At 38.9% G+C, this 26,835-nt stretch carries 21 protein-coding genes and 1 tRNA gene; 9 read left to right on the top strand and 13 right to left on the bottom strand.

Going from position 1 to position 26,835, the window contains the following annotated elements:
- Nucleotides 1-139: 139 nt before the first annotated feature.
- Nucleotides 140-213 (bottom strand) — tRNA-Pro (locus DDZ16_RS06705).
- 397 nt (nucleotides 214-610) lie between these two features.
- Here DDZ16_RS06705 and DDZ16_RS06700 point away from each other — a divergent pair.
- Complete coding sequence (locus DDZ16_RS06700; RefSeq protein WP_232526576.1) at nucleotides 611-1,666, top strand: sensor histidine kinase; 1,056 nt, start codon at nucleotides 611-613, stop codon at nucleotides 1,664-1,666.
- 346 nt (nucleotides 1,667-2,012) lie between these two features.
- On the opposite strand, the gene DDZ16_RS06695 is transcribed toward DDZ16_RS06700, so the two are convergent.
- From DDZ16_RS06695 to DDZ16_RS06675, 5 genes are all read right to left on the bottom strand, one after another.
- On the bottom strand, nucleotides 2,013-3,428 hold the full coding sequence (locus DDZ16_RS06695; protein ID WP_109263671.1) for a dicarboxylate/amino acid:cation symporter: 1,416 nt from the start codon (nucleotides 3,426-3,428) through the stop codon (nucleotides 2,013-2,015).
- Nucleotides 3,429-3,555: 127 nt separating this feature from the next.
- Nucleotides 3,556-4,626 (bottom strand): chorismate synthase, encoded by a 1,071-nt coding sequence (aroC, locus tag DDZ16_RS06690; protein ID WP_109263670.1) that lies wholly within the window; start codon nucleotides 4,624-4,626, stop codon nucleotides 3,556-3,558.
- Nucleotides 4,627-4,892: 266 nt separating this feature from the next.
- The gene (locus DDZ16_RS06685) at nucleotides 4,893-5,417 is read right to left on the bottom strand and encodes an FKBP-type peptidyl-prolyl cis-trans isomerase (RefSeq protein ID WP_109263669.1); all 525 of its coding nucleotides are present in this window, start codon (nucleotides 5,415-5,417) and stop codon (nucleotides 4,893-4,895) included.
- Nucleotides 5,418-5,542: 125 nt separating this feature from the next.
- Entirely contained in the window at nucleotides 5,543-6,277 is a 735-nt protein-coding gene (locus DDZ16_RS06680) for a cell division ATP-binding protein FtsE (protein ID WP_109263668.1), read from the bottom strand.
- Between the two features lie 113 nt (nucleotides 6,278-6,390).
- A complete protein-coding gene (locus DDZ16_RS06675; RefSeq protein ID WP_109263667.1) occupies nucleotides 6,391-7,584 on the bottom strand; it encodes a pyridoxal phosphate-dependent aminotransferase in 1,194 nt (397 codons plus the stop codon).
- Between the two features lie 264 nt (nucleotides 7,585-7,848).
- On the opposite strand from DDZ16_RS06675, the gene DDZ16_RS06670 reads away from it, so the two are divergent.
- Nucleotides 7,849-8,373 (top strand): DUF7935 family protein, encoded by a 525-nt coding sequence (locus DDZ16_RS06670; protein ID WP_109263666.1) that lies wholly within the window; start codon nucleotides 7,849-7,851, stop codon nucleotides 8,371-8,373.
- A 67-nt stretch (nucleotides 8,374-8,440) separates the two neighbouring features.
- Here the strand turns inward: DDZ16_RS06670 and DDZ16_RS06665 are convergent, their stop codons facing one another.
- Nucleotides 8,441-9,640: an FprA family A-type flavoprotein gene (locus DDZ16_RS06665; RefSeq protein ID WP_109263665.1), complete on the bottom strand. Its 1,200-nt coding sequence runs from the start codon at nucleotides 9,638-9,640 to the stop codon at nucleotides 8,441-8,443.
- An 18-nt stretch (nucleotides 9,641-9,658) separates the two neighbouring features.
- Entirely contained in the window at nucleotides 9,659-10,054 is a 396-nt protein-coding gene (locus DDZ16_RS06660) for an SPOR domain-containing protein (RefSeq protein WP_232526575.1), read from the bottom strand.
- Nucleotides 10,055-10,678: 624 nt separating this feature from the next.
- Here DDZ16_RS06660 and mltG point away from each other — a divergent pair.
- On the top strand, nucleotides 10,679-11,746 hold the full coding sequence (mltG, locus tag DDZ16_RS06655) for an endolytic transglycosylase MltG (protein WP_109263663.1): 1,068 nt from the start codon (nucleotides 10,679-10,681) through the stop codon (nucleotides 11,744-11,746).
- Here mltG and murB read toward each other — a convergent pair.
- The 4 genes from murB to DDZ16_RS06635 all read right to left on the bottom strand — a co-directional run bounded on the left by murB (nucleotide 11,743) and on the right by DDZ16_RS06635 (nucleotide 17,157).
- On the bottom strand, nucleotides 11,743-12,753 hold the full coding sequence (gene murB / locus DDZ16_RS06650; RefSeq protein WP_109263662.1) for a UDP-N-acetylmuramate dehydrogenase: 1,011 nt from the start codon (nucleotides 12,751-12,753) through the stop codon (nucleotides 11,743-11,745). The two genes, mltG and murB, sit on opposite strands and share 4 nt — an antisense overlap.
- Before the next feature lie 40 nt (nucleotides 12,754-12,793).
- Nucleotides 12,794-15,196 (bottom strand): exopolysaccharide transport family protein, encoded by a 2,403-nt coding sequence (locus tag DDZ16_RS06645; protein ID WP_109263661.1) that lies wholly within the window; start codon nucleotides 15,194-15,196, stop codon nucleotides 12,794-12,796.
- 81 nt (nucleotides 15,197-15,277) lie between these two features.
- Entirely contained in the window at nucleotides 15,278-16,033 is a 756-nt protein-coding gene (locus tag DDZ16_RS06640; protein WP_109263660.1) for a glycosyltransferase family 2 protein, read from the bottom strand.
- Nucleotides 16,034-16,071: 38 nt separating this feature from the next.
- Entirely contained in the window at nucleotides 16,072-17,157 is a 1,086-nt protein-coding gene (locus tag DDZ16_RS06635; RefSeq protein ID WP_109263659.1) for a glycosyltransferase family 4 protein, read from the bottom strand.
- A 131-nt stretch (nucleotides 17,158-17,288) separates the two neighbouring features.
- Between DDZ16_RS06635 and DDZ16_RS06630 the strand changes: the two genes are divergently transcribed.
- Genes DDZ16_RS06630 through DDZ16_RS06620 form a run of 3 tightly spaced genes read left to right on the top strand, consistent with a single transcriptional unit; the run spans nucleotide 17,289 to nucleotide 22,215 of the window.
- Nucleotides 17,289-18,104 (top strand): polysaccharide biosynthesis/export family protein, encoded by an 816-nt coding sequence (locus DDZ16_RS06630; RefSeq protein WP_109263658.1) that lies wholly within the window; start codon nucleotides 17,289-17,291, stop codon nucleotides 18,102-18,104.
- 29 nt (nucleotides 18,105-18,133) lie between these two features.
- Nucleotides 18,134-20,551 (top strand): GumC family protein, encoded by a 2,418-nt coding sequence (locus DDZ16_RS06625; protein WP_232526574.1) that lies wholly within the window; start codon nucleotides 18,134-18,136, stop codon nucleotides 20,549-20,551.
- 53 nt (nucleotides 20,552-20,604) lie between these two features.
- Nucleotides 20,605-22,215 (top strand): hypothetical protein, encoded by a 1,611-nt coding sequence (locus tag DDZ16_RS06620; RefSeq protein WP_232526573.1) that lies wholly within the window; start codon nucleotides 20,605-20,607, stop codon nucleotides 22,213-22,215.
- Here the strand turns inward: DDZ16_RS06620 and DDZ16_RS06615 are convergent.
- The gene (locus tag DDZ16_RS06615; RefSeq protein ID WP_109263848.1) at nucleotides 22,212-22,772 is read right to left on the bottom strand and encodes a WcaF family extracellular polysaccharide biosynthesis acetyltransferase; all 561 of its coding nucleotides are present in this window, start codon (nucleotides 22,770-22,772) and stop codon (nucleotides 22,212-22,214) included. The two genes, DDZ16_RS06620 and DDZ16_RS06615, sit on opposite strands and share 4 nt — an antisense overlap.
- A 188-nt stretch (nucleotides 22,773-22,960) precedes the next feature.
- Here DDZ16_RS06615 and DDZ16_RS06610 point away from each other — a divergent pair, with 188 nt between their 5' ends.
- The 3 genes from DDZ16_RS06610 to DDZ16_RS06600 all read left to right on the top strand — a co-directional run bounded on the left by DDZ16_RS06610 (nucleotide 22,961) and on the right by DDZ16_RS06600 (nucleotide 26,812).
- Nucleotides 22,961-23,956, top strand: coding sequence for a D-xylose ABC transporter substrate-binding protein (locus DDZ16_RS06610; protein WP_109263657.1), 996 nt, complete (start codon nucleotides 22,961-22,963; stop codon nucleotides 23,954-23,956).
- A gap of 164 nt (nucleotides 23,957-24,120) precedes the next feature.
- On the top strand, nucleotides 24,121-25,533 hold the full coding sequence (gene mnmE, locus DDZ16_RS06605; RefSeq protein ID WP_109263656.1) for a tRNA uridine-5-carboxymethylaminomethyl(34) synthesis GTPase MnmE: 1,413 nt from the start codon (nucleotides 24,121-24,123) through the stop codon (nucleotides 25,531-25,533).
- Between the two features lie 151 nt (nucleotides 25,534-25,684).
- Nucleotides 25,685-26,812, top strand: coding sequence for a tyrosine-type recombinase/integrase (locus DDZ16_RS06600; RefSeq protein WP_109263655.1), 1,128 nt, complete (start codon nucleotides 25,685-25,687; stop codon nucleotides 26,810-26,812).
- Nucleotides 26,813-26,835 lie beyond the last annotated feature (23 nt).

Raw genomic sequence — 26,835 nt, 5'->3', positions numbered from 1 at the left:
TTATTTCTCTGGGTTTTCCATATGAGCCGATCATAATAAACAATTATTGGCTTAATTTTTCAGAGAATTATAGCATGAAATTTTTCATAATAAAACACCCTTGTAAATTATTGTTTTACAAGGGTGTTTTATTTTTTTGTCGGGGTACCAGGACTCGAACCTGGGACCTCGTCGTCCCGAACGACGCGCGCTACCGGACTGCGCTACACCCCGAAAGAAGCTTTTTTATTAATTTCTAATGCAAAAATAATTTTTTTTAATGAAATACCTTTACATTGTTAGGATATTTTTAGAAATTTGCGGCGAATTTAATACTTAACCCCATATGTTTAAATGGTATTTACATAAACTTGCAAATAGAACTTTTTCGAAGGAAACTAGTTACAACGAACATTTTTTTCTTGTAACAGTTGCTCTTTCCTTTTGGTTTACTTTTGTTAGTACGGTGACCAATCTGTTGATAGGTCTTCATGGCATTGTTACGATCTGGACAGCAGTGATGTCTGCTTCATTCATTCCCATTTTTTTTCTCGGCCGTCATCCCCAAAGGAGGATTCGAAAATTTGCGATAAGCACTTTTTTCGTAACCGTATTAATCTCACTCAATGGCATGTGGATATATAATGGTGGTTCTCAAAGTCCCTCCCCTATTATTTTTGTCGCGTTGATGGCTTTAATCATTTATTTTAACCCAAAACCTGGTTCTCCTCTTATTTCTTTATTATTGGGAGTCAATATTGTTCTCCTTTTAATTCTGGAATGGCAATACCCCCAAATAATTGTTTCATATGAAAGTGAACAACAACGGATTTTAGATTATATTGTTGTAATTGTTTATTTATTTGCAGCAGTTATCCCAACACTTGCGTATGCCAAAAGGAAATTGTTAACAGAAAAAGAAGTTGCAGAAAAGGATAATAAGGAGAAATCGGCTTATCTGGCCAATATGAGTCATGAAATTCGGACCCCCATGAATGCGATTGTTGGATTTACCGAATTGTTGCAACATTCAGGATTGTCACCAAGAGAAAGAAATGAATACATTTCCATCATCAGGGAAAACAGTGAGTTACTGCTGACTCTTATCAATGACATTCTTGATTTGTCAAAGCTTGAGGCCAACCTGGTAGAGAAACACATATCCACATTTTCGATTGAATCCTTGTTTTCCCAGGTTTACAATGCCCACTTTACTCAAGCCAGAAAGCTGGGCCTTTTTTTAGAAAAAGACCTGCCTCTTGAACTTAAAAATGCTGTTATCGAAAGTGACCGAACTCTGTTGTTTCAGATCTTTTCCAATCTAATTACCAATGCATTAAAAGTCACTCATGAGGGAGATATCCGTTTTGGGGTAAGAAAAAAGAGCGACAGGATTTCGTTTTTTGTATTCGATACCGGCCCCGGGATTCCGAGAGAGCAACAAAAACGAATTTTTGAAAGGTTTAGCCAGTTAAATAATACGAGGAAAAATACAGACAACCCGGAAGGTGTCGGCCTGGGGTTATCAATTTGTAAAGCTTTGCTGGACTTGTTGGGAGGTGAAATAAATCTTCATTCAGAAGTAAACAGAGGATCAACATTTATATTTTCCTTCCCTTCAAGTATTGTAAAATATTTCAGTCATACTTTTCAGGAAGAGGGTGAAGAGTGCAATATAGTCAACTAGCTAATGTCAAAAAAGACTCGCAAATTGATTTGCAAAAGGTAAAAAATAGCGGCAGCTTAACCGACATCCTGCACTTGACTTTACAATAGTGTCAAGTCAAGCATAGTCTGGCGGCCCAAGCCTTGCTCTTTCTACCTTGTGCTTCTCAAAAAAAAGACTCACGTAGCTACGGCTATGCTTACTTTTTTGTTGTTTTGCGCAAGGTGAAAAATAGCGGCGGCTTACCCGACATTCAACACTTGACTTGACACTAGTATATTTTCAGGTTTGTTCCACCCTGTTTTTCTTAACCAGGATCTCCTGAAAAGCTGCATGTTTGAGTATTTCTTTTCCCATTTGCAGAAACTTACTCCACAAAGGGATCTTTTTCAATCTTTGTGGTTTTATCGATAACGGAGCTTACTGTAGCATCTCCTGTTACGTTTACAACGGTCCGCATCATATCCAGAATGCGGTCTACAGGTAAAATAATTCCTATCCATGCCGGATTTAAACCTACTGAAGTCAGCACTATCATTAGCATAACCAAACCCGCACTTGGAATAGCAGCTGAACCTATACTTGCCAAAGTTGCTGTGAGCACCACTACCATTTGCTGTCCCAGTGTTAAATCAACCAAATGCATTTGGGCCAAAAACACCACTGCCACGGCTTGATACAGGCTGGTTCCATCCATATTCACAGTAGCTCCAATTGGCAAAACAAAACTGGAAACTCTTTTATCAACGCCGAGGTTTTCTTCAACACACTCCAGCGTAACTGGTAAGGTTGCAGCACTGCTACTGGTAGTAAAAGCCAGCATTTGGGCTGGACTGATTCCCTTCAGAAATTCCTTGTATGATATTCCTTTTACGAACAAACCCATTACCAAGGGATAAATCACAAAAGCCATAATAATTAACCCGAGGGCCACAACCAAAGCATACCACGTTAATCCTTTAAAAAGCTCTAAAACATGTGCAGGGTTGTTGCCTGCCATTTGATTGACCATTCCGGCCATGAGAGCAAAAACAAAAAAAGGAGCTAATTTCATTATCAAATCAACCATTTTCAGGAAAACTTCTGCCACAGAATCAATAAACCCGACAAGGGGCCTGACCTTTTCCCTGGGAATAAACAGGATAGCAATCCCGAAGAAAATACCAAAAAAGATAACTTGAAGCATATTGCGGTTGTCACTCAGACTGGAAAAAATATTACCCGGAACCATATCTTCCAGAAAAACCAAAGGTCCATCTTCACCTGCTTTTTTGGCAGTTTTCAAACGGTCTTTAACTTCATCAGTTTCTTCAAAGCCCTTTCGGAGCGAAACCTCATTTACAATATCTGCATATGCTGAATCTTTTGAGAACCATTTGCCATCTTTTGGTGAAAGCCCTTTTTCGTTTAACCAGAGTTCGTAGCTCATTCGATTCTGGAGCCTGACATCTTTATCCAGTGTTTTACCGGGTGCAAACAGGTTGACCAACAGCAAACCAATAGTGACAGACAAAATAGTGGTGCACAGATATAAAAGTAAGGTTTTTCCTCCCAGTTTACCCAAGTCTTTGGGATGACCAAGACTCACAATACCACCAATAATGGAGAATAAAACCAAGGGTACTGCAATTAACTTAAGCAGGTCAATAAAAATTCTTCCCCATGGCGCGATCCAGTTTTCGGTAAAGGTATTCCACCCTAGCCAGCTCCCGGCGAGAGCCCATAAGATACCCAAAATCAGTCCAAAGATTATTTTCCAGTGAAGCGGCAGTTTTTTGATCATATATCTGCAATATCGGTCAGCACTTATAATTCTTCATTCCGGCTTAAGCCAATAAAAGAAAAAAATGCAAGTTTCAATAATAAAAAGTAAAGGAAGTTTCATTCTCCCCAAAGCATTGATTCTCGATTTAATGATAAGTTTTGTTCATCAACCAGGCATCAGCCATTACCATGGCAGCCATAGCTTCAACAATTGGTACTGCACGTGGCACAACGCAAGGGTCATGGCGACCTTTAGCCTTCATAACAACCTCTTTGCCGGATTTATCAACTGTGTGTTGATCCTTGAGAATGGTTGCTACGGGTTTAAAAGCCACACGGAAAATAATTTCTTCTCCGTTGGAAATGCCTCCCTGAACCCCTCCGGAGCGATTGGTTTTGGCTTTTATTGCGCCATTTTCACTGAAAAATTCATCATTATGCTGAGACCCTTTCATAGAGGCCGCCTGAAACCCCATTCCATATTCAAATCCCTTTACTGCGTTGATGGATAGCATTGCCTGTCCAAGAGAAGCATGCAGTTTTTCAAACACAGGATCTCCCAATCCGGCAGGAGCGTTTTTTATTACGCAACTAACTACTCCTCCAACTGAATCTTTATCTTTTCGAACATTATCAATATAATCGATCATTTTTTCGGCTACCTTTAAATCCGGACACCTTACAGGCGTTGATTCAATCAATGATAAATCTTCGGGTATTGTCTCCATTTGAATTTCTCCCACCTGCGATACAAAACCCACAATTTCCGCTCCGATTTCTTTCAACATTAATTTGGCGATAGCACCTGCTACGACACGGGCAATGGTTTCTCTTGCCGAAGAACGCCCCCCGCCTCTGTGGTCACGAATTCCATATTTGGCATCATAAGTATAATCGGCATGCGAAGGCCTGTAAAGATCCTTTAGATTGTCGTAATCGCCTGATTTTTGATCCTTGTTCCAGATTGCAAATGCCAAGGGGGTTCCCGTAGCTTTGCCTTCAAAAACACCTGACAAAAACTCTACTCTGTCCTTTTCATCCCTGGGAGTAGTTATTTTCGATTGTCCCGGGCGACGTCTGTCCAATTCTTTCTGGATAAAATCCATATCTAATTCCAAACCGGGTTTTACTCCCTCAATTATACCACCAACTCCTCTTCCATGAGATTCTCCAAAAGAAGTAAGCTTAAATAGTCTTCCAAATGTATTACCTGCCATCGTTTTATTTTTTCAAAATCATTATAAACAATAGTCTCCTGATATTTTATGCCTGAGACCTTCTTTCATAAGCCGCCTAATCACCAAATAGTGTAAAGCATTTGTTTATGAGAAAATGCCACACATTGGAATTCCGCTTTTTGAAGCAGACAAGCGATCTATTGTCGCAAGAATGTCTGTAAAAATAGCTGATACCAAATACATGAGCAAAAAAAAGGTGTTTCATACAGCAATGAAACACCTTTTATCATAAAATATCATTGTTATTAACAGCTGCAGCCATCGCCACAATTACCTGAGCTACAGTCGCCTCCTACTGCTTCAACCAATTCGTTTTCAGAAGCATCACGAACCTCAAGTACTTTTCCTGCAAAGTGCAAATCATCACCTGCCAGAGGGTGGTTAAAGTCCATCTTAACAGTGTCATCGGCAACTTCCAATACGATACCATTCAAACGGTTACCATTGGCATCCTGCATAGGAACCATGTTACCAACCTTAAGTAAAGACTCATCAATCTGTCCCTCTACTTCAAAAATATTTTTGGGCAAATCTACAATAGCATCAGTGTTTACTTCACCGTAAGCCTCATGAGATTTAAGTTCGAAACTAAAATCGTCACCCTGGGTGAGACCTTCCAGCTTTTTTTCGAACATCTCAATCATCTTACCAGCTCCAAACACAAACTGCAAAGGATTGCTTTCTCCGGTTTCCTCAACTAAATCACCTTCGGCACCATTGAGACGCAATTGATATGAAAGCGATACAAATTTGTTTCTTGCAATTTCCATTCTGAATTTCTTTTAATTTATTAATCGATTGCAAAGTAACAGAGAATTTGACTCTAAATCAAATTCATGGCCAATGATTTTAAGGAATAAAAAGGAAAAGAATCCAAAAAAATATTAATCGCCATTTATTCTATAAGTTGATCAAAATCAATCTCCTCCTGTGTGGATTCTGTAAGGCGGGTGTTTTCGCAACGTATGGTTCTTCCGGGAAATTTCTTAATTAATCCATAATTATGGGTAGCCATAACTACCGTTTTTCCCTCTTTACAGATAGCATGTAACAATTCAAGCAAATCATCAGAAGTATCCGGATCGAGATTTCCTGTAGGCTCATCTGCCAAAATTAGGTCAGGGGTATTCAGCAATGATCTGGCAATTCCGATTCGTTGCTGTTCTCCTCCGGATAGTTGATGAGGCATTTTGTATCCTTTATGAACCATGTCTACTTTTGACAATACATCACGAACCTGGTGATCCATTTCTTTTTGATCCTTCCAGCCTGTAGCTTTAAGGACAAAAAGCAGATTGTCATAAACATTTCTATCTGTGAGAAGCTGAAAATCCTGAAAAACGATTCCCATTTTCCTTCTTAAATAGGGCAAGTCTTTATTGCGTAATCTTTTAAGCCTGAATCCGGCAACAAAACCATAGCCCTCCGGAAAAGGAAGATCTCCGTAAAATGTTTTAAGCAAACTGGATTTTCCACTTCCCACTCTTCCGATGAGATAGACAAACTCTCCAGGTTTTATGTTAATATTTACATCGCGTAATATAATGTGCTCTCTCTGACGTACTAATCCATCAGATATTTCGATAATATGGCCATTATTATTAACAACCGGAAGCGTTTCTTTTCCCATGAATACAATATTTTTGACCTTGCTAAATGGAATGCAAGGTTAACCTGAATGATATAAATTCAAATAATTCAGATTTAAATATAAAACACTAATTCCACTTATCAAAAGCAGGATTAAACAAGATCTGCTAAAGCTTTTTTGATTCGCTTCATAGCCTCCACGAGCAGATCATCGCTGGTGGCATAAGAAAACCGAATGCAATTTTTATTTCCAAAGGCAGTGCCGGTTACTGTAGCCACATGGGCCACTTCGAGAAGGTAAAAGCTCATATCCCTTGCATTTTCTATGGTTTTGCCATTATAGCTTTTGCCTAAAAAAGAACTCACATTAGGAAATAAATAAAATGCCCCGGCAGGATCGTTAACTTTTAATCCGGGAATTTCACGGGCCAATTTCACAACCAGGTCTTTTCTCCTTCTAAACGCCTCAACCATCTTGAATGTATAATCCATTGGACCTTCTATGGCAGCTAACGCGGCTTTTTGGGAAATGGAATTGGCACCCGAAGTGTATTGCCCCTGAATTCTGGAGCAAGCTGATGCCAACCATTCAGGAGCTGCGATATATCCGATGCGCCAGCCTGTCATGGCAAAACCTTTGGAAACTCCGTTTACTATTACAACACGGTCTTTTAATCCCTCAAACTCGGCTAATGAATGGTGCTTTTCATCGTAATTTATATATTCATAAATCTCATCTGAAATTATGAATACTCTCGGATGACGCTCCAATACCTCAGCGAGGCCTAGTAACTCCTCATAAGAGTAAACACTTCCTGTAGGGTTACTTGGGCTATTGATTAACAAAACCTTAGTCTTTTCGGTAATGGCCTCCTCTAATTGTTCAGGAGTCATCTTAAAATCCTGGTCAATTCCGGCGTAAACAAAGACCGACTTTCCACCGGCCAGTTGTGCCATGGCAGGGTAACTCACCCAATAAGGTGATGGAATTATTATTTCATCACCCTCATCTACCAGACTGTATATGGCATTTGCCAAAGCTTGTTTACCACCCGTTGAAACGACGATTTGAGAAGGTTTATAATCAATATTATTGTCACGCTGAAATTTTTCTGCTATAGCCTCTCGTAATTGAGGAATTCCGGGAACGGGAGGATATGTTGTGAAATTTTCATCGATGGCTTTCTTTGCTGCATCTTTTACATGTTCAGGAGATGGAAAATCAGGTTCTCCGAGACTAAGATTAATAATATCATATCCCTGTTCGCGTAATTCCCGGCTACGCTGGGACATGGCTATGGTTTCTGATTCAGCTAATTGAGCAAGACGCTGTGAGAGTTGTTCCATGTTTATATAGAGTTTTTTATGGTATTTTTCCTGACTGTTTAAGCTAATTCTCTTTGAAACAAGTATTTTATAGAAGTAACAAAGAAAGCACAAAAATAGATTTTTTTTTCCTGAAGGCAAGAGCATAAAATAACGGCGGGTGTGCAGGACGGAAATAATGATTAACTTTGTGTATAGGTGAAAGGAAATAGATTTCGTTTTGAGGTTATTAAACCGAGTTCTTCACTAATCAACCCTGTTAAATATTAAAAAATAATGAAACCGATGGCATTACCTGAATTGCTTTGGATTGTAGTACCTGTTTTATTGATTGCTGTTTTTACACTGATTTTAGTAAAATGGTTCCTTGACAATGATGCTAAGCGAAGACGTCAGGAGTTCCTGATGAGTAACAGCGAAGTTATTCTGCAACATAGATTTCAGGCTTATGAACGCTTCACCCTTTTTTTGGAACGTATTTCTCCGGAATCTCTGGTTTTGAGAGAGCAACAAAAAAACATGAATGCATTTCAGCTTCAAAGTCATCTTTTGAAAAACATTCGAACAGAATTCAATCATAACCTGGCAATGCAAATATATGTTCCTTCTGAAACCTGGCAATTGGTGAAAAATGCACGTGAAGAAGTCGCACGCCTCATTAATACTTCAGCCTCACAAGTTCCACCAAATGTTCCTTCTTTTGAACTTGGAAAGAGAATTATTGAAGATGCAGGAACTTCTGCTAATTTTTCGGTCAAAAAAGCGTTGGAGAATATTCGCAAAAACGTTGATGAGATGGCACTGAGATAAGAAAGAAAAAGGCCATCTCTGCAAAACAGAGACAGCCTCGGTCTTAAAGGAAAGGAAAAGAAGCTCCTTAATTTCTTTCAGCAATTAACTTCTCTGCTAATGCTTTTCCCAGTCTACGACACTCTTCATACTTTTGTTTCTTTAAAGTATGTTTTTCTTCTACTGAATTTTCAATTATTTCCCATTTCAGTGCTTCACCAAGCTCCGTGAGACGCTTTACTGATGTTCCGGCCCATGTATATGAACCCAAAATGCCAAGGCAGTGGTCTTTTACACCCATATGTTTAAGTTTATTGGCCAGGGCTTCCATATTGGGATGCAATTCATTGCTATACGTAGGACTTGCAAGCACCAGCCCTTTGTATTTAAAAATATCGGAAATAATATAAGATGAATGAGTTTTGGAAACATCATACATCCGGATTTCTTTGATTCCTGCCTCAGCAATTGCGCGCGCAGTAACCTCTGCCATTTCTTCTGTATTCCCATACATTGAGGCAAAAGCAATTACAACCCCTTCTCCGGTTTTAAAACTACTCCAATCATCATACATCCCAATTACTTCTTCAATATGACTCCGAATAATGGGCCCATGAGTGGAAGCAATCATTTTAATATCAAGACCGCTAAGTTTTTTCAATGCTTTTTGAACCGGACTTCCATATTTCCCAACAATATTGGAATAATATCTACGCATTTCATCATGGAAATAGCTGAAGTCCATTTCATCATCAAAAATGCTACCATCCAGTGTCCCAAAGCTTCCAAAAGCATCAGCAGAGAATAGAATTTTTTGGGTTTCTTCATAAGTCACCATTGTCTCAGGCCAATGTACCATTGGAGCCAGGTAAAACTGGAGCTTGTGCTTCCCAAGGTCCAACTCATCGCCTTCTTTTACTTCCATTAAATTATCGGTAATTTCAAAGAATCCCTCAATCATTGGAAGAGTCTTTTTGTTACCAACAATCTTGACATCAGGGTAAAGCTGACGGATAAGATTAACTGAACCGGCATGGTCCGGCTCCATGTGATTTACAATCAAATAATCGATGGGGCGATCACCGATAACTGATTGCAGTTTTTTCAGGAACTTCTCAACCTGGCCGATCTCTACTGTATCCAGCAAAGCAATTTTTTCATCCTTTATCACATATGAGTTGTATGCAACCCCTCTTGGTAATGGCCACATATTCTCAAACAATTCTGTACGCCGGTCATTTACTCCCACGTAAAAAATATCCTCAGATAACTGTACTGGTTGATACATTTTGTGTTATTTAATTTATTATTGCTTACGAATCAGAAGCCACACATCGCTGTATTTAGGAAAGTTGCGACGAATGGCGGCGATGTTATTGCGGGCAGGCAATTCATCATTATATGCTGCTACAGAGACTCTGTAAAGGCCGTTCTCATTTTCTAAAATAACAGGAACAAAACCTTCATCAATCAGGTCTTTTTTGTAATTACGAGCGTTATCAAGATAACGGAAAGAGCCCACTATAACATAGTAACGATAGATTTGGTCTTCATTCTCTTCTATATCTACCGACTTTACTTTTTCTTCCCTTATAATTATTTCCTGTTCCTCTTCTTTTTCTTCCTCAGCAACAGGTTTCTTATCTTCACGCACTTCTATGCCATCATCTTTGCCTCCCTCTGCATAGGGAGATTCACTCATTTTGGAAGATCCTTTGCGCAAGGATGCACAGGAGGATAAGAAAACTAATAATCCGATCAGTAAAAATATATTCCTTACCATAGTTTGATAATTAAAATTAATCCCGTACTCAATTTCCTAATTAGTGCGTGTCCATAAAGTCCCATTTACCGCGTTATGCTTGCCCGAAAATTACTCATCCCGGAGGATCGGGACTGCGCATTTTCAGGCTTCGCAAGCCCCCGAAGAAAAATCGGGGCAGGCTTTATAAATGAAACTTTCTGAACATGCACATAAATTTTGACACTGTTTGCTTAATTTATAGACCGATACTAATTGTAGTACAATTTAATTGATCTTTTTTGCATAAGCGGCACCAAAATTGCAAAAAAAATCGTTTGAAACAAACAAAAAGAAGGCTGTCTCTATTAATATAATGTTCTATTTTTGTGGTCTAATAAAAAAAACTCTATCAGAAACCAATAGATCGTTAGATTTTTAGATATTAGAAGATGCCTGCCTGACGGCAGTCAGGTAAGATAATTCGTATTATGCTGAAAATCCGCACATCACCACAAATGAAAGTGTTCTAACAATTAATTGATTACGAATCTATTGTAATAATTTAACGGGGTATTGAAAAAAATGGCGATAAAACAAAAACATAAAAGAAATAATCGAAAACTGATTCGTTTTTCACTTCTGGCTGCAGCGGCCGTGGCTGTTGGTGCCTGGGTATTGTTGAATTTGCAAAAAAAAGTATTTTCCCCAAACGTTAATCTTGAAGGGGAAAAAACGGCCAGTTTTTATATTCCCACAGGAGCTTCTTATGAAGAAGTCATGGGGCTTCTGAATGTTTCCGGATTTCTTGAAAGACCTGAAGACTTTGACTGGCTGGCTCAGAAAAAGGATTATCCTGACAATATAAAACCAGGTCATTATATATTGAAAAACGGAATGAATAATAATGAACTGGTCAATGTGTTTCGCGGTGGCCTTCAAACTCCGGTAAAACTCACTTTTAGCAATGTCCGTACAAAGCAGGACTTGTCAGGAAAAGTTGCGGAATACATTGAGGCCGATTCTGTCAGTATTTTGCAAGCCCTTAATGACACTACATTGCTTAAAGAATTTGGCGTTACTCCTGAGACTGTTTATGCAATGGTTTTACCCAACACATATGAGATATGGTGGAATACCGATGCTGAAGGATTTATCAAAAGAATGCACCGGGAATATCAAAATTTTTGGACTGAGGAACGAATTCAGAAAGCCAAGGCTGCAAACCTGAATCCTGTCGGTACAGCAACTTTGGCCAGCATTGTTGATGAAGAAACAGTAAGAGGCAGTGAGAAACCAACTATAGCGGGATTATATTTAAACCGGCTGCAGAGAGGCATTCGTCTGCAGGCCGATCCTACTATAAAATTTGTACTTGGCGATTTTGCGATAAAACGCGTATTGTCTCGTGACCTGGTTATTGATTCGCCCTACAACACCTATATGTACAAAGGTCTGCCTCCCGGCCCCATTCGTTTTCCTTCAATATCCGGCATTCAAGCCGTTCTGAATCATGAGCATCACGACTATCTTTATATGTGTGCGAAAGATGATTTTTCCGGTTATCACAATTTTGCCAAGACACTGAGGCAGCATAATGTAAATGCTGCAAAGTACAGAAGGGCTTTGAGAGAGAGAAGAATCTGGCGCTAAAGGATGTTTACTTCGGTCTCCAGAAGAATTTCAAATTTTTGTATAATATCTTCTTTAATTTTCATAGCCAGGTCAGCAATTTCCAGTCCCGATGCACCACCATTGTTTACAAGCACAAGGGCTTGTTTATCATGAACCCCTGCCCGGCCCGATTTGTAACCTTTCCAGCCGGCTTTATCAATTAACCAGCCTGCCGGAACTTTAACCCGGTTACTTTCATTCAGAAAATATCCCGGAATTTCAGGCCATTTATCTTGAAGATTCTTATAAAAATTACCGCTTATTACCGGATTTTTGAAGAAACTACCTCCATTTCCTTTCTCTTCAGGGTCAGGAAGTTTACTTGTTCTGATATTAATAACTGCTTTTCTGATATTTTGGAGCGTAATAGCCCCCATATTTTCAACTTCAACTTTCAGTGAGCCGTACCCCAGCTTAGTAGCCGGCTTTTTATTTAACCGCAAAGTAACACCTGTTACAATGACTTTATTACGTAATGGCCCCTTAAAAATGCTATATCTGTATCCGTAGCTGCAACTATCTTTTTTTTTGAGGAACTTTTTTCCTGTTTCAAGGTAAACACCTTCCACGGTTTCAACCAAATCTGAAAGCTCAACGCCATAAGCCCCGATATTCTGGACTGGTGCAGCACCTGCATGACCGGGGATCAGTGAAAGATTTTCAACACCCCACAAGTTATGTTCTACAGCCCATTCCACACATTGGTCCCAATCCTCTCCTGCAGCAAAATAAACAAAGGCATAGTCATCATTTTCATTTACTATCTTTTTTCCCTTAAAAGCAGGATAAAGGACAGAGCCATCGTAATCCCGGGTAAATAAAAGATTGCTTCCACCCCCCAATATTAGAAAAGGATTGTTGAATTCCCCTTCCTCTATCCAGTTCCGGATTTCTTTCGGTTCGTCAAATTGAATGAACTCTTTAGCTTTAACATCAATATTGAATGTATTGTATTGCTTTAATGAGAAATTATTAAATCGCTGCATTTAAATTATTTTGAATAATTCCGAGAGAAATAAAACAAGTTTACTTTACCTCTTCGGGTGAAGGCCCATAATAAGAGGTATTGTAATATCCGTATCGCTTGTCGGCCGGATTTATGTCATTAAGAACCAGTCCTGTATGAGATATCTTTTCATTCCGTATTTCCTCAATTGTGGTCGCAAAATGTTCTTTGTGAGTTAATCCGGCTCTTACAATAAACAAATTACAATCCGAGTGTTGCATAAGGATTCGGGCATCAGCCACCAGGCCAATTGGCGGAGTATCAACCACAATTACATCAAACTGGCTTTTAAGGTAATCAAACAACAATTTTGTTCTTTCTCCGGCAATAAGTTCAGATGGATTTGGAGGAGTGACTCCGGAGGGAATCAGCCACATATTTTCCAATTCTGAGGGATAGATTATTTCTTCAAATTTCTTTTGATTCACGAGATAATTAGAAATACCAATTTGTTGATCCTTCTCAAAAATCTTTGATAGTCTTGGTTTGCGCATATCAAAACCAAGTAAAGCCACTTTTTTACCTGAAATGGCAAAAGCTGATGCTAAATTCAGGGCACAAAATGTCTTTCCTTCTCCTGTATTAGTGGATGTTACAAGAATCACCTTATGCTTTTCTTCTGAGAGCATAAAACGGATTTTTGTACGCAATGACCGAAATGATTCGGCCAGCAAAGAATTGGGCAGTTCTCTTACGACATTTTCTCCTGTTATCCTGCTTCTAACAATAGTCCCCATATTTGGAAAATCGCCTGCTATAGATTCCATCTCCTCACGATCACGGATCTTGTTATTCAGCATCTCTTTGAAACCAATAACAGCAGCAGGAAGTATTAAAGCTAACAAGAATGCTTTACCATAATTTCCCCTTTCATCAGGAGAGACAATGCCGGAGATTGTGGCTTTATTTAGGATCTCATTGTCTGGAGTATTTGATGCTTTTGCAATTTGTGTTTCCGAGTTTTTCTGTAAAAGAAAAGTATATATTGCATCATTTAGTTTAAAAGCTCTTTCCAGTTCAAGAAACTCTTTTTCCAGTTCGGGCAGATTGTTCATCCGGATGCTTAATTCTGCAACTTGTTGTTTTATTTCGCCTTCCCGGATAAGAAGGGTTTCCATTTTTTTATCGATTGCCTGGAGTAATGTAGAACTAATGACACTTATTTCATTTTCAAGCTGAGAATAATATGGATTGGAGATTCCTGTAGCTTTATCAAGGGTTTTCATTTCAGAAATAGTCTCCATATACTTACCAACAAGCTGGTTAACCACCCCTGCATCGTCATCTGCAAATGCTGATAGCAGATAATCCTCCTTCATTTTACCATTTTTTAATCTCGCTTTCAATTTTTGAAAGTAGTCGTATTTTAGCTCCATCATTTTCAGCTCCTTTTCGAACTCGATGAACTCATCAGCCAAACGTGATGCAAACTCAGAAGGAACCATAAATCGGTTATTTTTCCTGAAATCCATCAATTTTTTCTGTGTCTGGTTGAGCGTATCAGCGACATTTTTGAGTTGTTGCTGAATAAAATCAAGCGACCGGGTAGCCATATCATTTTTCCGTTCCAGGTTATTCTCCACAATCACATCAGACAAAACATTGAGGAAAGCTACTATCTTGCTTGTATTATGGCCTGTAACACCTATAAACACAATGGACGATCCTTCGCGATAATTATTTACAGACACTCTGGATCTATAACGAGAGGTTAACTGTTGATGAGAATTGAACTTTATGAAAAACTCTCCACTCCCGGTTCTTAAATTCCTGGTATCCGGAATGATACGAAAAGAAAAATTCTGGTGATTAACAACTTCTCCTGCTTCGACCGTCTTCTCATAGGAAAATGGACCTGTACGGCCGACCGCAGAAGATTGATCAAATCTATGTAAAACCCCCGACTCACCGGATGCAGAAACTTTATATTTTCCACCTGCAAGTGGTTTTATATAAAGTGGAACACCGAGAATTTGAGGATGGTTTTCAAGTATTTCAATTTTAAAAGGGGCAGAATGATACAATTCTGTGTCTTTAAAACGTCCGTCAGCATAGTATGAAATACTAAAATCAAGCCGATCTATAACCTCCCGTATTGTTTTTTGAGACTTAATAATAAATGTCTGGTTTTCAATATTCCGTACTTCAGAAGAGAGCCCAAATCCTTCCATGAGGTTGATGTCATTCAGCATCTTTTCCGATTCAGCTTTAAAAAGCATGGTTACCGATCCCCGGTATACGGGTAGTGTGTAACGATGAAACAGGTAAACCCCTCCCAGGAAGACAGGAATGCTAATGGCAAAAAGAAACCAATGCCGTAATACTAACCTGGCTATCTTTTTTATATCTGAAAACCCATCGCTTTTACCTCCGGGAATATTATGGTTCTGGAAAGAAGAAGATCCTTTCGGATTCGTTACCATGTTTAATTGAATTATAGGTTACAGTCTGCTAAAATAGCTAACAAAATGAAATAAAAAAACAACCAGCCGGGGAGTGCACTTTTAGTTTCTACGGACAAATTGAGATAATTTTGAGGCATTTTTCAGAAAAAGAGTTCTGAGACCTCCGACGTTATTTGACCTTAATGCCTTCAGGTCTTCGCCCGATTTAGCAATAACATTTCGCAGAGAGCCATTACTTGCACCGCCCAATCTCATCCGTACCATAACCTCCGGCAGGTACTCTACTTTTACGACAGGATTGGATAATGCCCTAAGCAACCACTCATAATCTGCCGAAATACGGTAACCTACATTAAACCGGCCAATTTTATGGAAAAATTTTCTGTTTACATAAACTGTAGGATGTGGCGGCATCCATCCCCGCTGAAGTTGCTGCCGGCGAAACGATCCGCTTCTCCAATATCGAACTACTTTTTCCGGATTTTCAGCCTTTACATATTCCAAATCGCCATAAAGAAGATGGAAATCGGTTTCCCTAGACCTAAGATCAATGGTATCAAGGATATCTGACTTTGCGAAGATGTCATCAGCGTGAATAAACCCTACTAATTCGCCCTCTGCCAGACCAATTCCTTTGTTCATGGCATCATAGATTCCCTTATCTGGTTCACTGATCCATTTATCAACAACATCTGAGTTGTTTTTCAAAATATCAATGGTTTCATCTGTAGAACCGCCATCCACTACTATGTATTCAAAATCAGAAAACGTTTGACGGCGAACCGATTCAATGGTGGCAGATAATGTTTTGGCTGATTGATAAGTGACAGTTATAAGTGAAATTTTCTTGCCCATTGATTAAATTTTGATCTGCTGCAAACAGCGAATTGACATTAATTGTTTCGCAATCTTTTGGCTTTGCTTCGGATAAATATTGCCGGCAAATAAAAAATTATAAATCCCAATACGAGATTTAACACCATAAGTTTCAACATACCAAAGTCTTTAAGCAAATAATTCAGGGCAATAAAGACAATGTTTATCCCTCCCAAAATCAAAGCAATTTGAATGTGTGAAAACCCCAATGTCAGCAATCGGTGGTGGATGTGATTTTTATCCGCAACAAATGGAGAATTTCCTTTCGAGAGCCTTAAAAAAAACACCCTAAGAGTGTCGATTACCGGGACTATTAATATTCCCAGAACAACAGCAGGGGCAGAGGTCATTTGATGATCCAGACCAGTGCGTACTTCCGGAGCATTGGCTTCCATGAATCGGATAGCCAGGGTAGCCAGAATAAAACCAATGATCATAGAGCCGGTATCACCCATAAAAATCTTCTGGCTTTTGGAAAAAACATTATAATACAGAAAAGCCAGGAGCGCCCCTATGACTATAGCACCTAAGACAGTCACATGGACATCATTATTAATGTAAAACCAGAACATAAAGCCAAGCGTGGATAAAACACCGCTAATTGCCGCCAATCCATCAACTCCATCAATGAGATTAAATCCGTTGACAATAAAAATGACAAAAATGATAGAAATAGCGAGACTGGCAAAGTAATCAGGTTCAAGACCAAAAAAACCATGAAAAGCTGTAATTCTTAATCCTCCAAATCCGACAATAATAAATGCAGCCAGCAATTGTCCCAGAAGTTTCATCATGGGAGCTGTAATCATTATATCGTCCTTTATGCCAATGGAAAATATGACTAATAATGCAGGCACTATAAATGGGATCGGCTTAAAGTCAAACCAATCCACGTAAAGTGTATAGGTAAACAGAAAACCAATAAATATCCCCAAGCCACCAAGGTTGGGAACTTTTTGTTTATGAATTCTACGTTTTCCGGGTTCGTCGAAAAGGTTTTTGGAATGGGCCACTCGCAGGATTGTAGGAATGGAAAGAAAAACCAGAATAAACGACAAAAACGCAGCAAATAAAATCATTAAGCACGTTGAGTAATCATTCATGGACTTTTATCAGAAATTAATATTTTGGCAAAAATAGGAAACCCTTTTGACAAAGTTAAATTTATGAATGTTTAATTTTAAAAAAGAAAACCATAAATTTGGCCGTTAAAACCTGGATATTATATTTAGCTATGCAAAGAAACCCTGTCTTATATCAGCAAAAATCATTACCTCTGGTAAAATTCCTTCTGTTTTTTAGTTTTATCGTGTTGGTTTTTAGCAGTTGTATTCCACAAAAAGAAACTGTTTACCTTCAAAACAAAAAGGAAAAAAAGAATTATTCAGATCCGTATAGTGAGCTTACGACTGTTACAGAAAGGTATGTATTAAGGCCTAATGACCAGTTATTCATACAGGTAAACACAAGCAACCCGAAAATATCTGAGTTTTTTAATCCCTCAAGATCAGGTGGCGGTGGAAATTCCCAGCAAAACCAATCATTGTACACTTACCCTGTGGATGATAATATGAACATTGATTTTCCGTTTGTAGGTAAAGTTAATTTTGGAGGATTAACGTTGCAGCAGGCTAAAGAAAAGATGGAAACAGCCCTTGAGCCATTTGTCAGTGATGCTCATGTGAAAATGCGATTGGCAAGCAACTCTTTTGTTATTTTAGGAGAAGTAGGCAGTCCCGGACGCATTGACATGGGAAAAGAACAAATTACCATATATGAAGCTGTTGCTTTGGCCGGAGATATTCGTACATTCGGAAAAAGAAGTGAAATAAAAATTGTAAGACCTAAAGGGGATGCCTACGAAACCTTTTTTGTAGATATTACCGACAACAACCTGGTGGGATCAGATGAGTATTATGTGTACCCCAATGATCTTATTTACGTAAGACCAATGAAAGCCAAAAGCTTTGGAATTGGAGAAACTTTCTCGTTTGGAATTGTAAGCTCCGTTCTGGCATTGTACCTTACCATCAGAGCCATCTCCCAGTAGCTTATGAACTTAGGAAAAGAAAACTATAAATGAATTCAAACTATCGCCCCAACTTAAACAATCAGCCAGAAAACAGAGACCAGTCAACAGCATTTATGCTGGATTACCGAAAGGTGATTTTTGATTTGTTGCGTTTTTGGTGGGTTTTCGCAATTACAATTCCCCTGGCCCTTGGTATAGTTTTTAGCATCCATCGCTACACACCTCCTGTTTATCGCGCATCTATGTCGATGCTAATGGAAGAGAGAGGTTCTGAAAGGACGCAGGATGATATGATGCAGGGGTTCGGGTTAACCCCCGGGCAAAGAAACCTGGACAACCAGATAGCGGTTCTTACGTCGAGAGATATTATCCGCAAAACCATTGATCAGCTCGATTTTCATGTAAGCTATTTTGCTTCAGGACGATTAAAAGACACAGAAATATACTCTTCGCCGGGATTTGAAGTTCAGTTTGACTCTTCTGCCACGCAACTTTTGAATGTTCCCATTTACCTTACCGTTATTGATAACAATCAATTTCAGATAAGCGTTAAAGCAGAAAGTGCCGGAACCATTAACTATAAAACTGAGTCTACGAGTGCAATTGGAGGCATAAATGATTTTAAACGAACCTATTCTTTTGGAGAAATAATTGATTTACCATGGCTTAAAGCCAGAATTATCAATAAAAGTTTGCGCACGTCCAATGATAAAGCTTACTATTTCAGATTCAATCACCCGGAGAATCTCACCTCACAATATTCAAGAGTGCTGCGTGCGAATAAGGCTGGCGAAAATTCTTCAATTGTTCATATTTCTGTCACCGGCCACAATCATCAAAAAAACATCACATTTCTGCAGAAATTATCATCAACCTTTATTCAGGCCAATCTTGAAAAGAAAAATCAGATAGCTACCAATACAATTAATTTTATTGAGGAACAATTAATAGTTATCTCAGATTCTTTAGCCAGAAAGGGGACACAGTTAAGTACTTTCCGGACAGAAAATCAAATACAAAGCATAAGCGCTGAAGCCGAACACCTTTTTTCTCAAATCCAGGAATTAAGCACACGCATTTCCGAAAAAAAACTCACCCTTAATTACTACAATTATCTTGGGCAATATTTTTCATCAGATGATGTCTTGAATAAGGGACTTGCCCCGGCAGCCTTTGAAATTGACAATCCCATTATTTCCAGGCAAATAAATAAAATTCTTGATCTGAATAATGAAAGATTGACTCTTAATGGGCAGCAAAACCCTTATAAGCAAGAACTTGACAAACAAATAATCGTTGCACGTCAAACTTTGATGGAGGCAATAAAAAATCAGAAAGAGATAATCGGAGAATCCATAGACAGACTTGCAGAAGAAAAGATGTTGATGACCCGTCAACTCTATCAGTTACCGGAAAAAGAAAGAAAACTCCTTGGTATTGAACGGCAATTTGATCTTAACAGCGAAGTTTATACCTTTTTGCTTAGAAAAAGATCAGAAGCTCAAATCCAGAAAGCCTCTAACACTTCTGATCATTCTGTTTTAGAAACCCCGATATTTACAGGGCAGGTTTCACCAAAAACTTCATCTAATTACCAAAAAGCATTTTTTGCCGGGGTATTGCTCCCTCTTATTTTCATTGTCCTGAGACATCTGTTGAATAATAAAATATCTTCAACAGATGAAATTGAGAAATTAACTCAAAAGCCTGTTGTTGGCCATATTATGCATAGCCATAAAGGTGTCACCAATGTTGTTGCAAATCACCCCCGATCGGTAATAACCGAAACTTTTCGAAGGGTAAGGACAAGACTGGAGTATATGACTTCCAATCAAAAAACTCCAATAATTTCTGTTTCGAGCTCTATGCCCGGCGAGGGCAAAACTTTTTGTGCGCTAAATCTGGCAGCTGTTTTTGCTTATTCAGGGAAGAAGACCGTTCTTATTGGTTTTGATTTAAGGAAACCAGGTCTCAATAAAATTCTAAATCTTGATGATTACAACGGCCTCTCCCAATTCTATATTGGAAAGGTGACCCTGGATGAGATAATTCATGATGGCGGGCAGGAAAACCTGAGTGTTATCCCCTCAGGTGCCATTCCTCCTAATCCTTCTGAGCTTATTTCCTCAGATAAAACGGATGATCTTTTTGCTGAGTTATCTCGCCGTTTTGATGTAATTGTACTCGATACTCCTCCCATGGGTGTAGTTGCGGATCCAATTTTATTGGCAAGAAAATCTGACACACTCATCTTCCTGGCAAGGCAAAATTTCACAGTCAGAGAAGCTTTTGCTCAGACACTTAAAAACATTGGGGATGAAGGCATTGATAATGTGGGGATATTATTTAACGATTTGCAGGTAAAAAAAGGCAAGAGAGGAATGAAATACGGCTATGGGTACGGATACGGTTATGGTTACGGCTATGGATACGGCTACGGGCATGGGTATTACGAAGAACAGTAAACCACCGCGATATTATTCTCTCGATTTTTTTTCTGCCTCTAAAACCGGAAAAAATGAAATTGGTGCTTATTAAATATTTTTTAGTGTTGATCTTTGCATTGGGTTATTTTCAAAGCCCTGCACAATTATATAATAGCGACAACAACCGGACATATAATCCTTTTGAAAGAATACTCCATCGGCCCGGACAAAACCTTCACGGATCTTTAAAACCACTCAGAATTGATGAGCTATCAGAAAAATACAATACTGATTCCCTGATTCAACGTGGACTTCCCACCACTTCTAATAATGCCGGGATTCTTAAGCGTTTCTTTTCAACAGATCTTTTTTCCTGGGATAAAAACAATGTTGAAATAAGAATAAACCCCATTTTTAACTTTGAAATGGGCAATGACAGCCAGACAGGAGAAACATGGTTTGTAAATACCCGTGGAGCAATGGTGGAAGGCAAACTTGGGGAAAACCTCGGGTTTTATGTTGACCTCCGGGAAAATCAGGCCACACTGCCCGGATATATTGACGAATTTGCCAGACAAAGAGACATTGTTCCCGGTCAGGGGCGGCGTAAAGACTTTGGAGAAAATGGTCATGATTATGCGCAATCAACCGGTTATGTTAGTTACAATGCCGGTAAATGGATCAATCTTCAGGCAGGATTCGGAAAGAATTTCATAGGCGATGGCTATCGGTCTTTATTCCTTTCTGATGTGGCTTACAGTTACCCTTTTTTCAAAATGACAGCATCTTTTCTGAATGCTAAGTACATGTTATTGGTTAGTGAACTGAAGCATTTCGAAAGAGACAGAACTTTGGGAGACACCCGTTATCCATCTAAATACGGAGCGTTTCATTACCTGAACTGGAATATTGGGGACAGATTTAGTCTCGGACTCTTTGAAAGTGTTATTTGGGCTGCAAAAGACACCGTAGGGCACAGGGGAATTGATGTAAACTATGTCACCCCGTTGGTGGTATTCAGGCCTGTTGAGTATAATCTGGGGTCACCGGACAATATGACCATGGGACTCAACTTTAAATACATTCTCTGGAAAGATGCAGCGATATACGGTCAGTTTGTGTTGGGTGAATTCAAATTTGATGAAGTATTCTCCGGCGAAAAATGGTGGGCAAATAAGCAGGGGTTTCTTGCAGGATTAGAAATATTTAATCTTTTGGGAATACAAAATTTCGATTTCCAAACAGAATATAGTCAGGTACGTCCCTATACTTACTCGCACTACCAGCCCATAACCAACTATGGCCATTTCAATCAGGAATTGGCACATCCGCTGGGAGCCAATTTCAGAGAAAGTATAAGCTTTTTGAGATACCGTACAGGCCGTTGGCATTTTGAGTTTAAAGCACAACTGGCCACCAAAGGATTAGATATGTCTGAAGATATTAGTTATGGTGGGAGTATTCACAAACCAAATATTACAAGGCCTGCAGATTATGGACATGCAATTGGACAGGGGCTGAAATCCAAACTCACTCAAGCCCAGTTAAATGTTTCATGGCTTATTAATCCAAAAAACAACATGAATCTTATGATGGGGGCGCGCTACAGAAAAATATCGAACGATCAGGAATCTGTCAGCGGAAATTACATTTATGCAGCTTTCAGAACATCACTTCAAAATATTTATTACGAATATTTTTAGTCGATGCTCCCTGCCAAATCTCTTGTTTTTACTTTTTCGGCCGGATTACCCCGGTAAACGGAATAAGCATCCAGTTTTCCGCCTGATACACTCTGAAGTGCCAAAACACTATGTGAATAACAATAAGTATTACCTGATACAACTGATCTTGCCCCAATCCAAACCCCATCTTCCAGAGTTATCTCACCTACCATCAGGTCGAATGTTGGCTTTGTATAGTTATGGTTCCCGCAAAGCAACAAAGCATCCTGTGATAAGCAGCAATTAGCGCCAATTGAAACCCTGGCAAGATTATCGATCCAAACCCCCTCTCCTATCCAGGTATAATCCCCAATTGATAAATTCCATGGATATTTAATGTTTACCCGTGGCTTGATTACCACTCCCTTACCTATCTTTGCTCCAAAGACTCTTAAAAGCCTTACCTTCAGGGATGAAACAGGCCAAATAGATGGAACAAAAAACAGGGCATTCACAAAATACCACAAAGTTCTGACAAACACCCCTCTACCGGGATAATACCAGCTGTTATCATACCTGGAAAGGTCCACTTTCATAACCATAAAAATTTTTCTGAGATATTGCTGAAAAATGCAGCATTCACAATCAGGTTGTGAATATAATAAATAACCCTTAAAATGAATGATTTTGATAAACTTCAATGTTAAAGCATGCAAAAAAACTCTTTACGTTGACCCCAAAAATTCGTAAATTAAGAAAAATTACTAACTGAAAATCTTGTCCTATGAAATCATTCGGTTATCTCCTCAGTACTCTGTTGCTTGCCGTGATCCTGGTAAGTTGTAACAACAAACCTAAAATAGGGTTTTTAATGGACACTCTTAACATTGAACGTTGGGAAAAGGACAAAGAATTATTTGAAAAGCGCGTTGAAGAATTAGGGGGAATACCATTAGTTCGGATTGCGGATGGCAACTCTCCTAAACAATTGGAACAGACAATGGAATTGATCTATGACCATGTGGATGTTTTAGTTGTCATTCCTGTTGATTTGCATGCTTCACGCGACATAGTCAGGGAAGCTCATAAGAAGGACATTCCAGTGATTTCTTATGACAGAATGATTCGTGATTCTGATGTCGACTATTATGTATCTACAGATAATATAAATATTGGCGAGTTGCAAGCAGAATACCTTTCTACAATGGCCCCGAACGGAAAATTTGCCTTACTTGGAGGGCCAACAAAAGACAACAATGCTGCCTTACTACATCTTGGATGGATGAATGTTTTACAACCGCTCATCGAAAAAGGTGACATTGAAATTGTTGTAGATGAGTCTGTAGAAAACTGGAATTCTGAAGAGGCTTATGAAATTATAGATAACTATCTGTCAAATGATAACCCTGAGCTTGATGCCATAATTGCCGGTAATGATGAACTGGCCGGTGGTGCAATTCGTGCATTGCAGGAGCATAACTTACAAAGAGAAGTTTTGGTTGCAGGACAGGATGCCGAAGTAGAGGCTATTAGAAACATCGTAGCCGGTTATCAGACCATCACAATCTTTAAACCAATCGATGCTATGGCTTATACGGCCGTAAACATGGCAATGAAGCTAGCAGAAGAGGAAGGTCCCATAAACACCAATATTACTGTTAACAACGGCCATAAATTGGTTCCTTCGGTATTACTTTCAGCCCAGGTCGTAAACCGCCAAAACATAAAAATGACAGTGGTTTCTGAAGGCTATGTAAAAGAAGAGGAGATTTACCAGTAACTATCAGAAATTATGTCATAAACAACAACTGACTGGTCTAATCTATTTGTGATCTTTTTTATATAAAAAAAATCCGGTACTGCGGTGCTGGATTGGCAACGTTCTTTTGACTGCCAATCCAACATCGCATTTTTAATACTACATTTGCAGTAAAATGCGATTTCATGATTTTAGAAGACACAATTTGCGCAATTTCAACGGCCCCCGGTGCAGGAGCTATTGCCGTTTTACGTTTGGCTGGACCAAAAGCATTTAACATTACTGAAAATGTCTTCAGACCAGCTGCTAAAAACAAATCAATCACAGAACAAGCTCCCAATACAGTGCATTTTGGGACCATTTATGATGGAGAAAACGATATTGACGAAGTTGTTATTACCCTCTTTAAGAGTCCGAAATCATTTACCGGAGACGACATAGTTGAAATTTCCTGCCATGGGGCTGTTTTCATCCAACAAAAAATCCTTCAGTTACTTACAGACAAGGGTGCACGTTTGGCTAAGCCGGGAGAATTTACCCAAAGATCTTTTCTAAACGGGAAAATGGATTTAAGTCAGGCTGAAGCAGTTGCAGATTTAATTGCTGCACGCAGTGAAGCGGCTCGCAGAGTAGCTCTCAAACAAATGAAAGGAGGCTTTTCTAATGAGTTAATCAACCTGCGTAGTAAACTTCTTGAATTTACGTCCCTTATTGAACTTGAATTAGATTTCAGCGAAGAGGATGTTGAGTTTGCTGATCGGTCACAACTCATTGATCTTGTTCTGGAAATTGAGCACCTTCTAAAAAAACTTATAGACTCCTTTTCACTGGGTAATGCCATAAAAAATGGCATTCCGGTGGCAATTGTGGGACATACCAATGCCGGTAAATCCACCCTTTTGAATGCCTTATTACAGGAAGAACGGGCTCTTGTTTCAGACGTGCATGGTACAACACGCGACGTTATTGAAGATGTTATGAACATTCAGGGCATTACTTTCCGCTTTATAGACACAGCCGGGATAAGAAATACCATCGATAAGGTTGAAAGTATGGGTATTGCCCTTACTTACAATAAAATTAAGCAAGCATCCATTATTGTTTTAATGATGGACGCCCAGGACGAAGATGCCAAAATTCATCAGGCCGTTTCAGACGTCAAAAGGCACATGAATTCCGATAAGCAGCAACTAATTGTTGTTGTTAATAAAACTGATCTGGTGGATTCGGAAATCTTGGAAAAAAGATTTTCTAAAAAAGCATTTCGTGAACTAACCGGCACCGATTCGGTTGTGCCACTGTCTGCAAAAATGCACATTCACCTTGACAGGTTAACATCTGAACTGCTTAAAACTATGGATACGGGAGCCATTGACAATGATGAAGTAGTGGTTACCAATGCCCGGCATTACGAAGCTCTCAAAAATGCACTTGAAGGTATTCAAAGAACCCTTGAAGGCCTTCAAAATGGAATTTCCGGGGATTTTTTATCTCAGGATATCAGAGAGGTTTTACATTATTTGGGCGAAATAACCGGTCAGATTTCTACTGATGAAGTTCTGGGGAATATTTTTAAAAACTTCTGTATCGGAAAATAATAAAAGAAACCCACAGAAAACAAAGGAAAATAAATTAACTATATACCAAGTATTTATCAAATTTTTCTTTTTCTAAATTTTCTTCAAGATTCTTTTATTTGAGATTATTTTACTTTATTTTTACAACACCAAAGGAAAAAGTTGTAAAAAGATGAAAATTAATCTACGTAAGAGAAAACTAAAGGATGGACGCATTAGTCTGTTCCTCGAATATTATAAAGGCTACTCCAAAGATGTCAACGGTAAAATTAAACACAATCGGGAGTTTGAGAATCTTGAATTGTATCTATATGAAAAACCGAAAACGCCTAAACAAAAAGAAGAGAACAGAACTAATTTAGAACTTGCTGAAAAAGTAAAAACCAAAAAACAAGCGGAATACGATTCCGGAAAGTTTGGCTTTAAAACTGAAACCAAGGTTCGGGCAAATTTTCTTGCATATTTCAAGAAACTTACGGATGAGCGATTTGAAAGCCAGGGAAACCATGGCAATTGGGATAGTGCTTATAAACATTTACTCAAATACTTTAATCCCAATACCTCCTTTTCTGATATTGACACAAATGCACTTAAAGGATTTAAGAAATATCTTGATAAAGATGCAACTACTCCCCAAGGAAAACCCTTATCTCCAAATACAAAACTTTCCTATTTCGCTAAAGTCAAAGCAGCATTAAATCAGGCCTTTGACGATCATGTTATTTTCGATAATCCAGGTAAACGAGTTAAAGGATTCCCAAAAGCGGAAGTTGAACGGCCATATTTAACGCATGGAGAAGTTCAAAAATTAGCAAAGGCTGAATGCAGAATCCCTGCTATAAAAAAAGCTTTTTTATTTGCCTGCCTTACAGGATTAAGGTATTCTGACATAGAAAAACTAACATGGAAAGAAGTCCGTGAAAACGAAGACGAGCTACGTATCGTGTTTACCCAGAAAAAAACCGACGGACTTGAATACCTCTACATCAGCAAAAATGCAAGAGACCTGCTTGGCGATAGAGGCGCTCCTGAGGACAAAGTAATTCCTGGCTTAAAATACACTGCCCAAACGACCAATATTCTAATGAAATGGGCCATAAAAGCCGGGGTATATAAAGAATTTACATTCCACTCAAGCCGCCACACAAATGCCGTACTGATGTTGGAAAATGGTGCTGATATTTATACTGTATCGAAAAGACTTGGCCATAAAGAACTCCGGACAACAGAAATCTATGCCAAAATTGTTGACCAAAAACAACGTGAAGCAGCGAATATAATCCCTACAATAGACCTATAACCAAAAATGCTTTAACCAAAAAG

Source organism: Marinilabilia rubra (assembly GCF_003121985.1).
Lineage (GTDB): Bacteria > Bacteroidota > Bacteroidia > Bacteroidales > Marinilabiliaceae > Marinilabilia > Marinilabilia rubra.
This window is presented reverse-complemented; position numbering and strand designations above follow the sequence as displayed.

What these genes read in the sequence shown, in the direction of transcription:
- DDZ16_RS06700 (WP_232526576.1), top strand. Translation starts at nt 611, where the DNA reads ATGTGGATATATAATGGTGGTTCTCAAAGTCCCTCCCCTATTATTTTT.
- DDZ16_RS06695 (WP_109263671.1), bottom strand. Translation starts at nt 3,428, where the DNA reads ATGATCAAAAAACTGCCGCTTCACTGGAAAATAATCTTTGGACTGATT.
- aroC (WP_109263670.1), bottom strand. Translation starts at nt 4,626, where the DNA reads ATGGCAGGTAATACATTTGGAAGACTATTTAAGCTTACTTCTTTTGGA.
- DDZ16_RS06685 (WP_109263669.1), bottom strand. Translation starts at nt 5,417, where the DNA reads ATGGAAATTGCAAGAAACAAATTTGTATCGCTTTCATATCAATTGCGT.
- DDZ16_RS06680 (WP_109263668.1), bottom strand. Translation starts at nt 6,277, where the DNA reads ATGGGAAAAGAAACGCTTCCGGTTGTTAATAATAATGGCCATATTATC.
- DDZ16_RS06675 (WP_109263667.1), bottom strand. Translation starts at nt 7,584, where the DNA reads ATGGAACAACTCTCACAGCGTCTTGCTCAATTAGCTGAATCAGAAACC.
- DDZ16_RS06670 (WP_109263666.1), top strand. Translation starts at nt 7,849, where the DNA reads ATGGCATTACCTGAATTGCTTTGGATTGTAGTACCTGTTTTATTGATT.
- DDZ16_RS06665 (WP_109263665.1), bottom strand. Translation starts at nt 9,640, where the DNA reads ATGTATCAACCAGTACAGTTATCTGAGGATATTTTTTACGTGGGAGTA.
- DDZ16_RS06660 (WP_232526575.1), bottom strand. Translation starts at nt 10,054, where the DNA reads ATGAGTGAATCTCCCTATGCAGAGGGAGGCAAAGATGATGGCATAGAA.
- mltG (WP_109263663.1), top strand. Translation starts at nt 10,679, where the DNA reads ATGGCGATAAAACAAAAACATAAAAGAAATAATCGAAAACTGATTCGT.
- murB (WP_109263662.1), bottom strand. Translation starts at nt 12,753, where the DNA reads ATGCAGCGATTTAATAATTTCTCATTAAAGCAATACAATACATTCAAT.
- DDZ16_RS06645 (WP_109263661.1), bottom strand. Translation starts at nt 15,196, where the DNA reads ATGGTAACGAATCCGAAAGGATCTTCTTCTTTCCAGAACCATAATATT.
- DDZ16_RS06640 (WP_109263660.1), bottom strand. Translation starts at nt 16,033, where the DNA reads ATGGGCAAGAAAATTTCACTTATAACTGTCACTTATCAATCAGCCAAA.
- DDZ16_RS06635 (WP_109263659.1), bottom strand. Translation starts at nt 17,157, where the DNA reads ATGAATGATTACTCAACGTGCTTAATGATTTTATTTGCTGCGTTTTTG.
- DDZ16_RS06630 (WP_109263658.1), top strand. Translation starts at nt 17,289, where the DNA reads ATGCAAAGAAACCCTGTCTTATATCAGCAAAAATCATTACCTCTGGTA.
- DDZ16_RS06625 (WP_232526574.1), top strand. Translation starts at nt 18,134, where the DNA reads ATGAATTCAAACTATCGCCCCAACTTAAACAATCAGCCAGAAAACAGA.
- DDZ16_RS06620 (WP_232526573.1), top strand. Translation starts at nt 20,605, where the DNA reads ATGAAATTGGTGCTTATTAAATATTTTTTAGTGTTGATCTTTGCATTG.
- DDZ16_RS06615 (WP_109263848.1), bottom strand. Translation starts at nt 22,772, where the DNA reads ATGAAAGTGGACCTTTCCAGGTATGATAACAGCTGGTATTATCCCGGT.
- DDZ16_RS06610 (WP_109263657.1), top strand. Translation starts at nt 22,961, where the DNA reads ATGAAATCATTCGGTTATCTCCTCAGTACTCTGTTGCTTGCCGTGATC.
- mnmE (WP_109263656.1), top strand. Translation starts at nt 24,121, where the DNA reads ATGATTTTAGAAGACACAATTTGCGCAATTTCAACGGCCCCCGGTGCA.
- DDZ16_RS06600 (WP_109263655.1), top strand. Translation starts at nt 25,685, where the DNA reads ATGAAAATTAATCTACGTAAGAGAAAACTAAAGGATGGACGCATTAGT.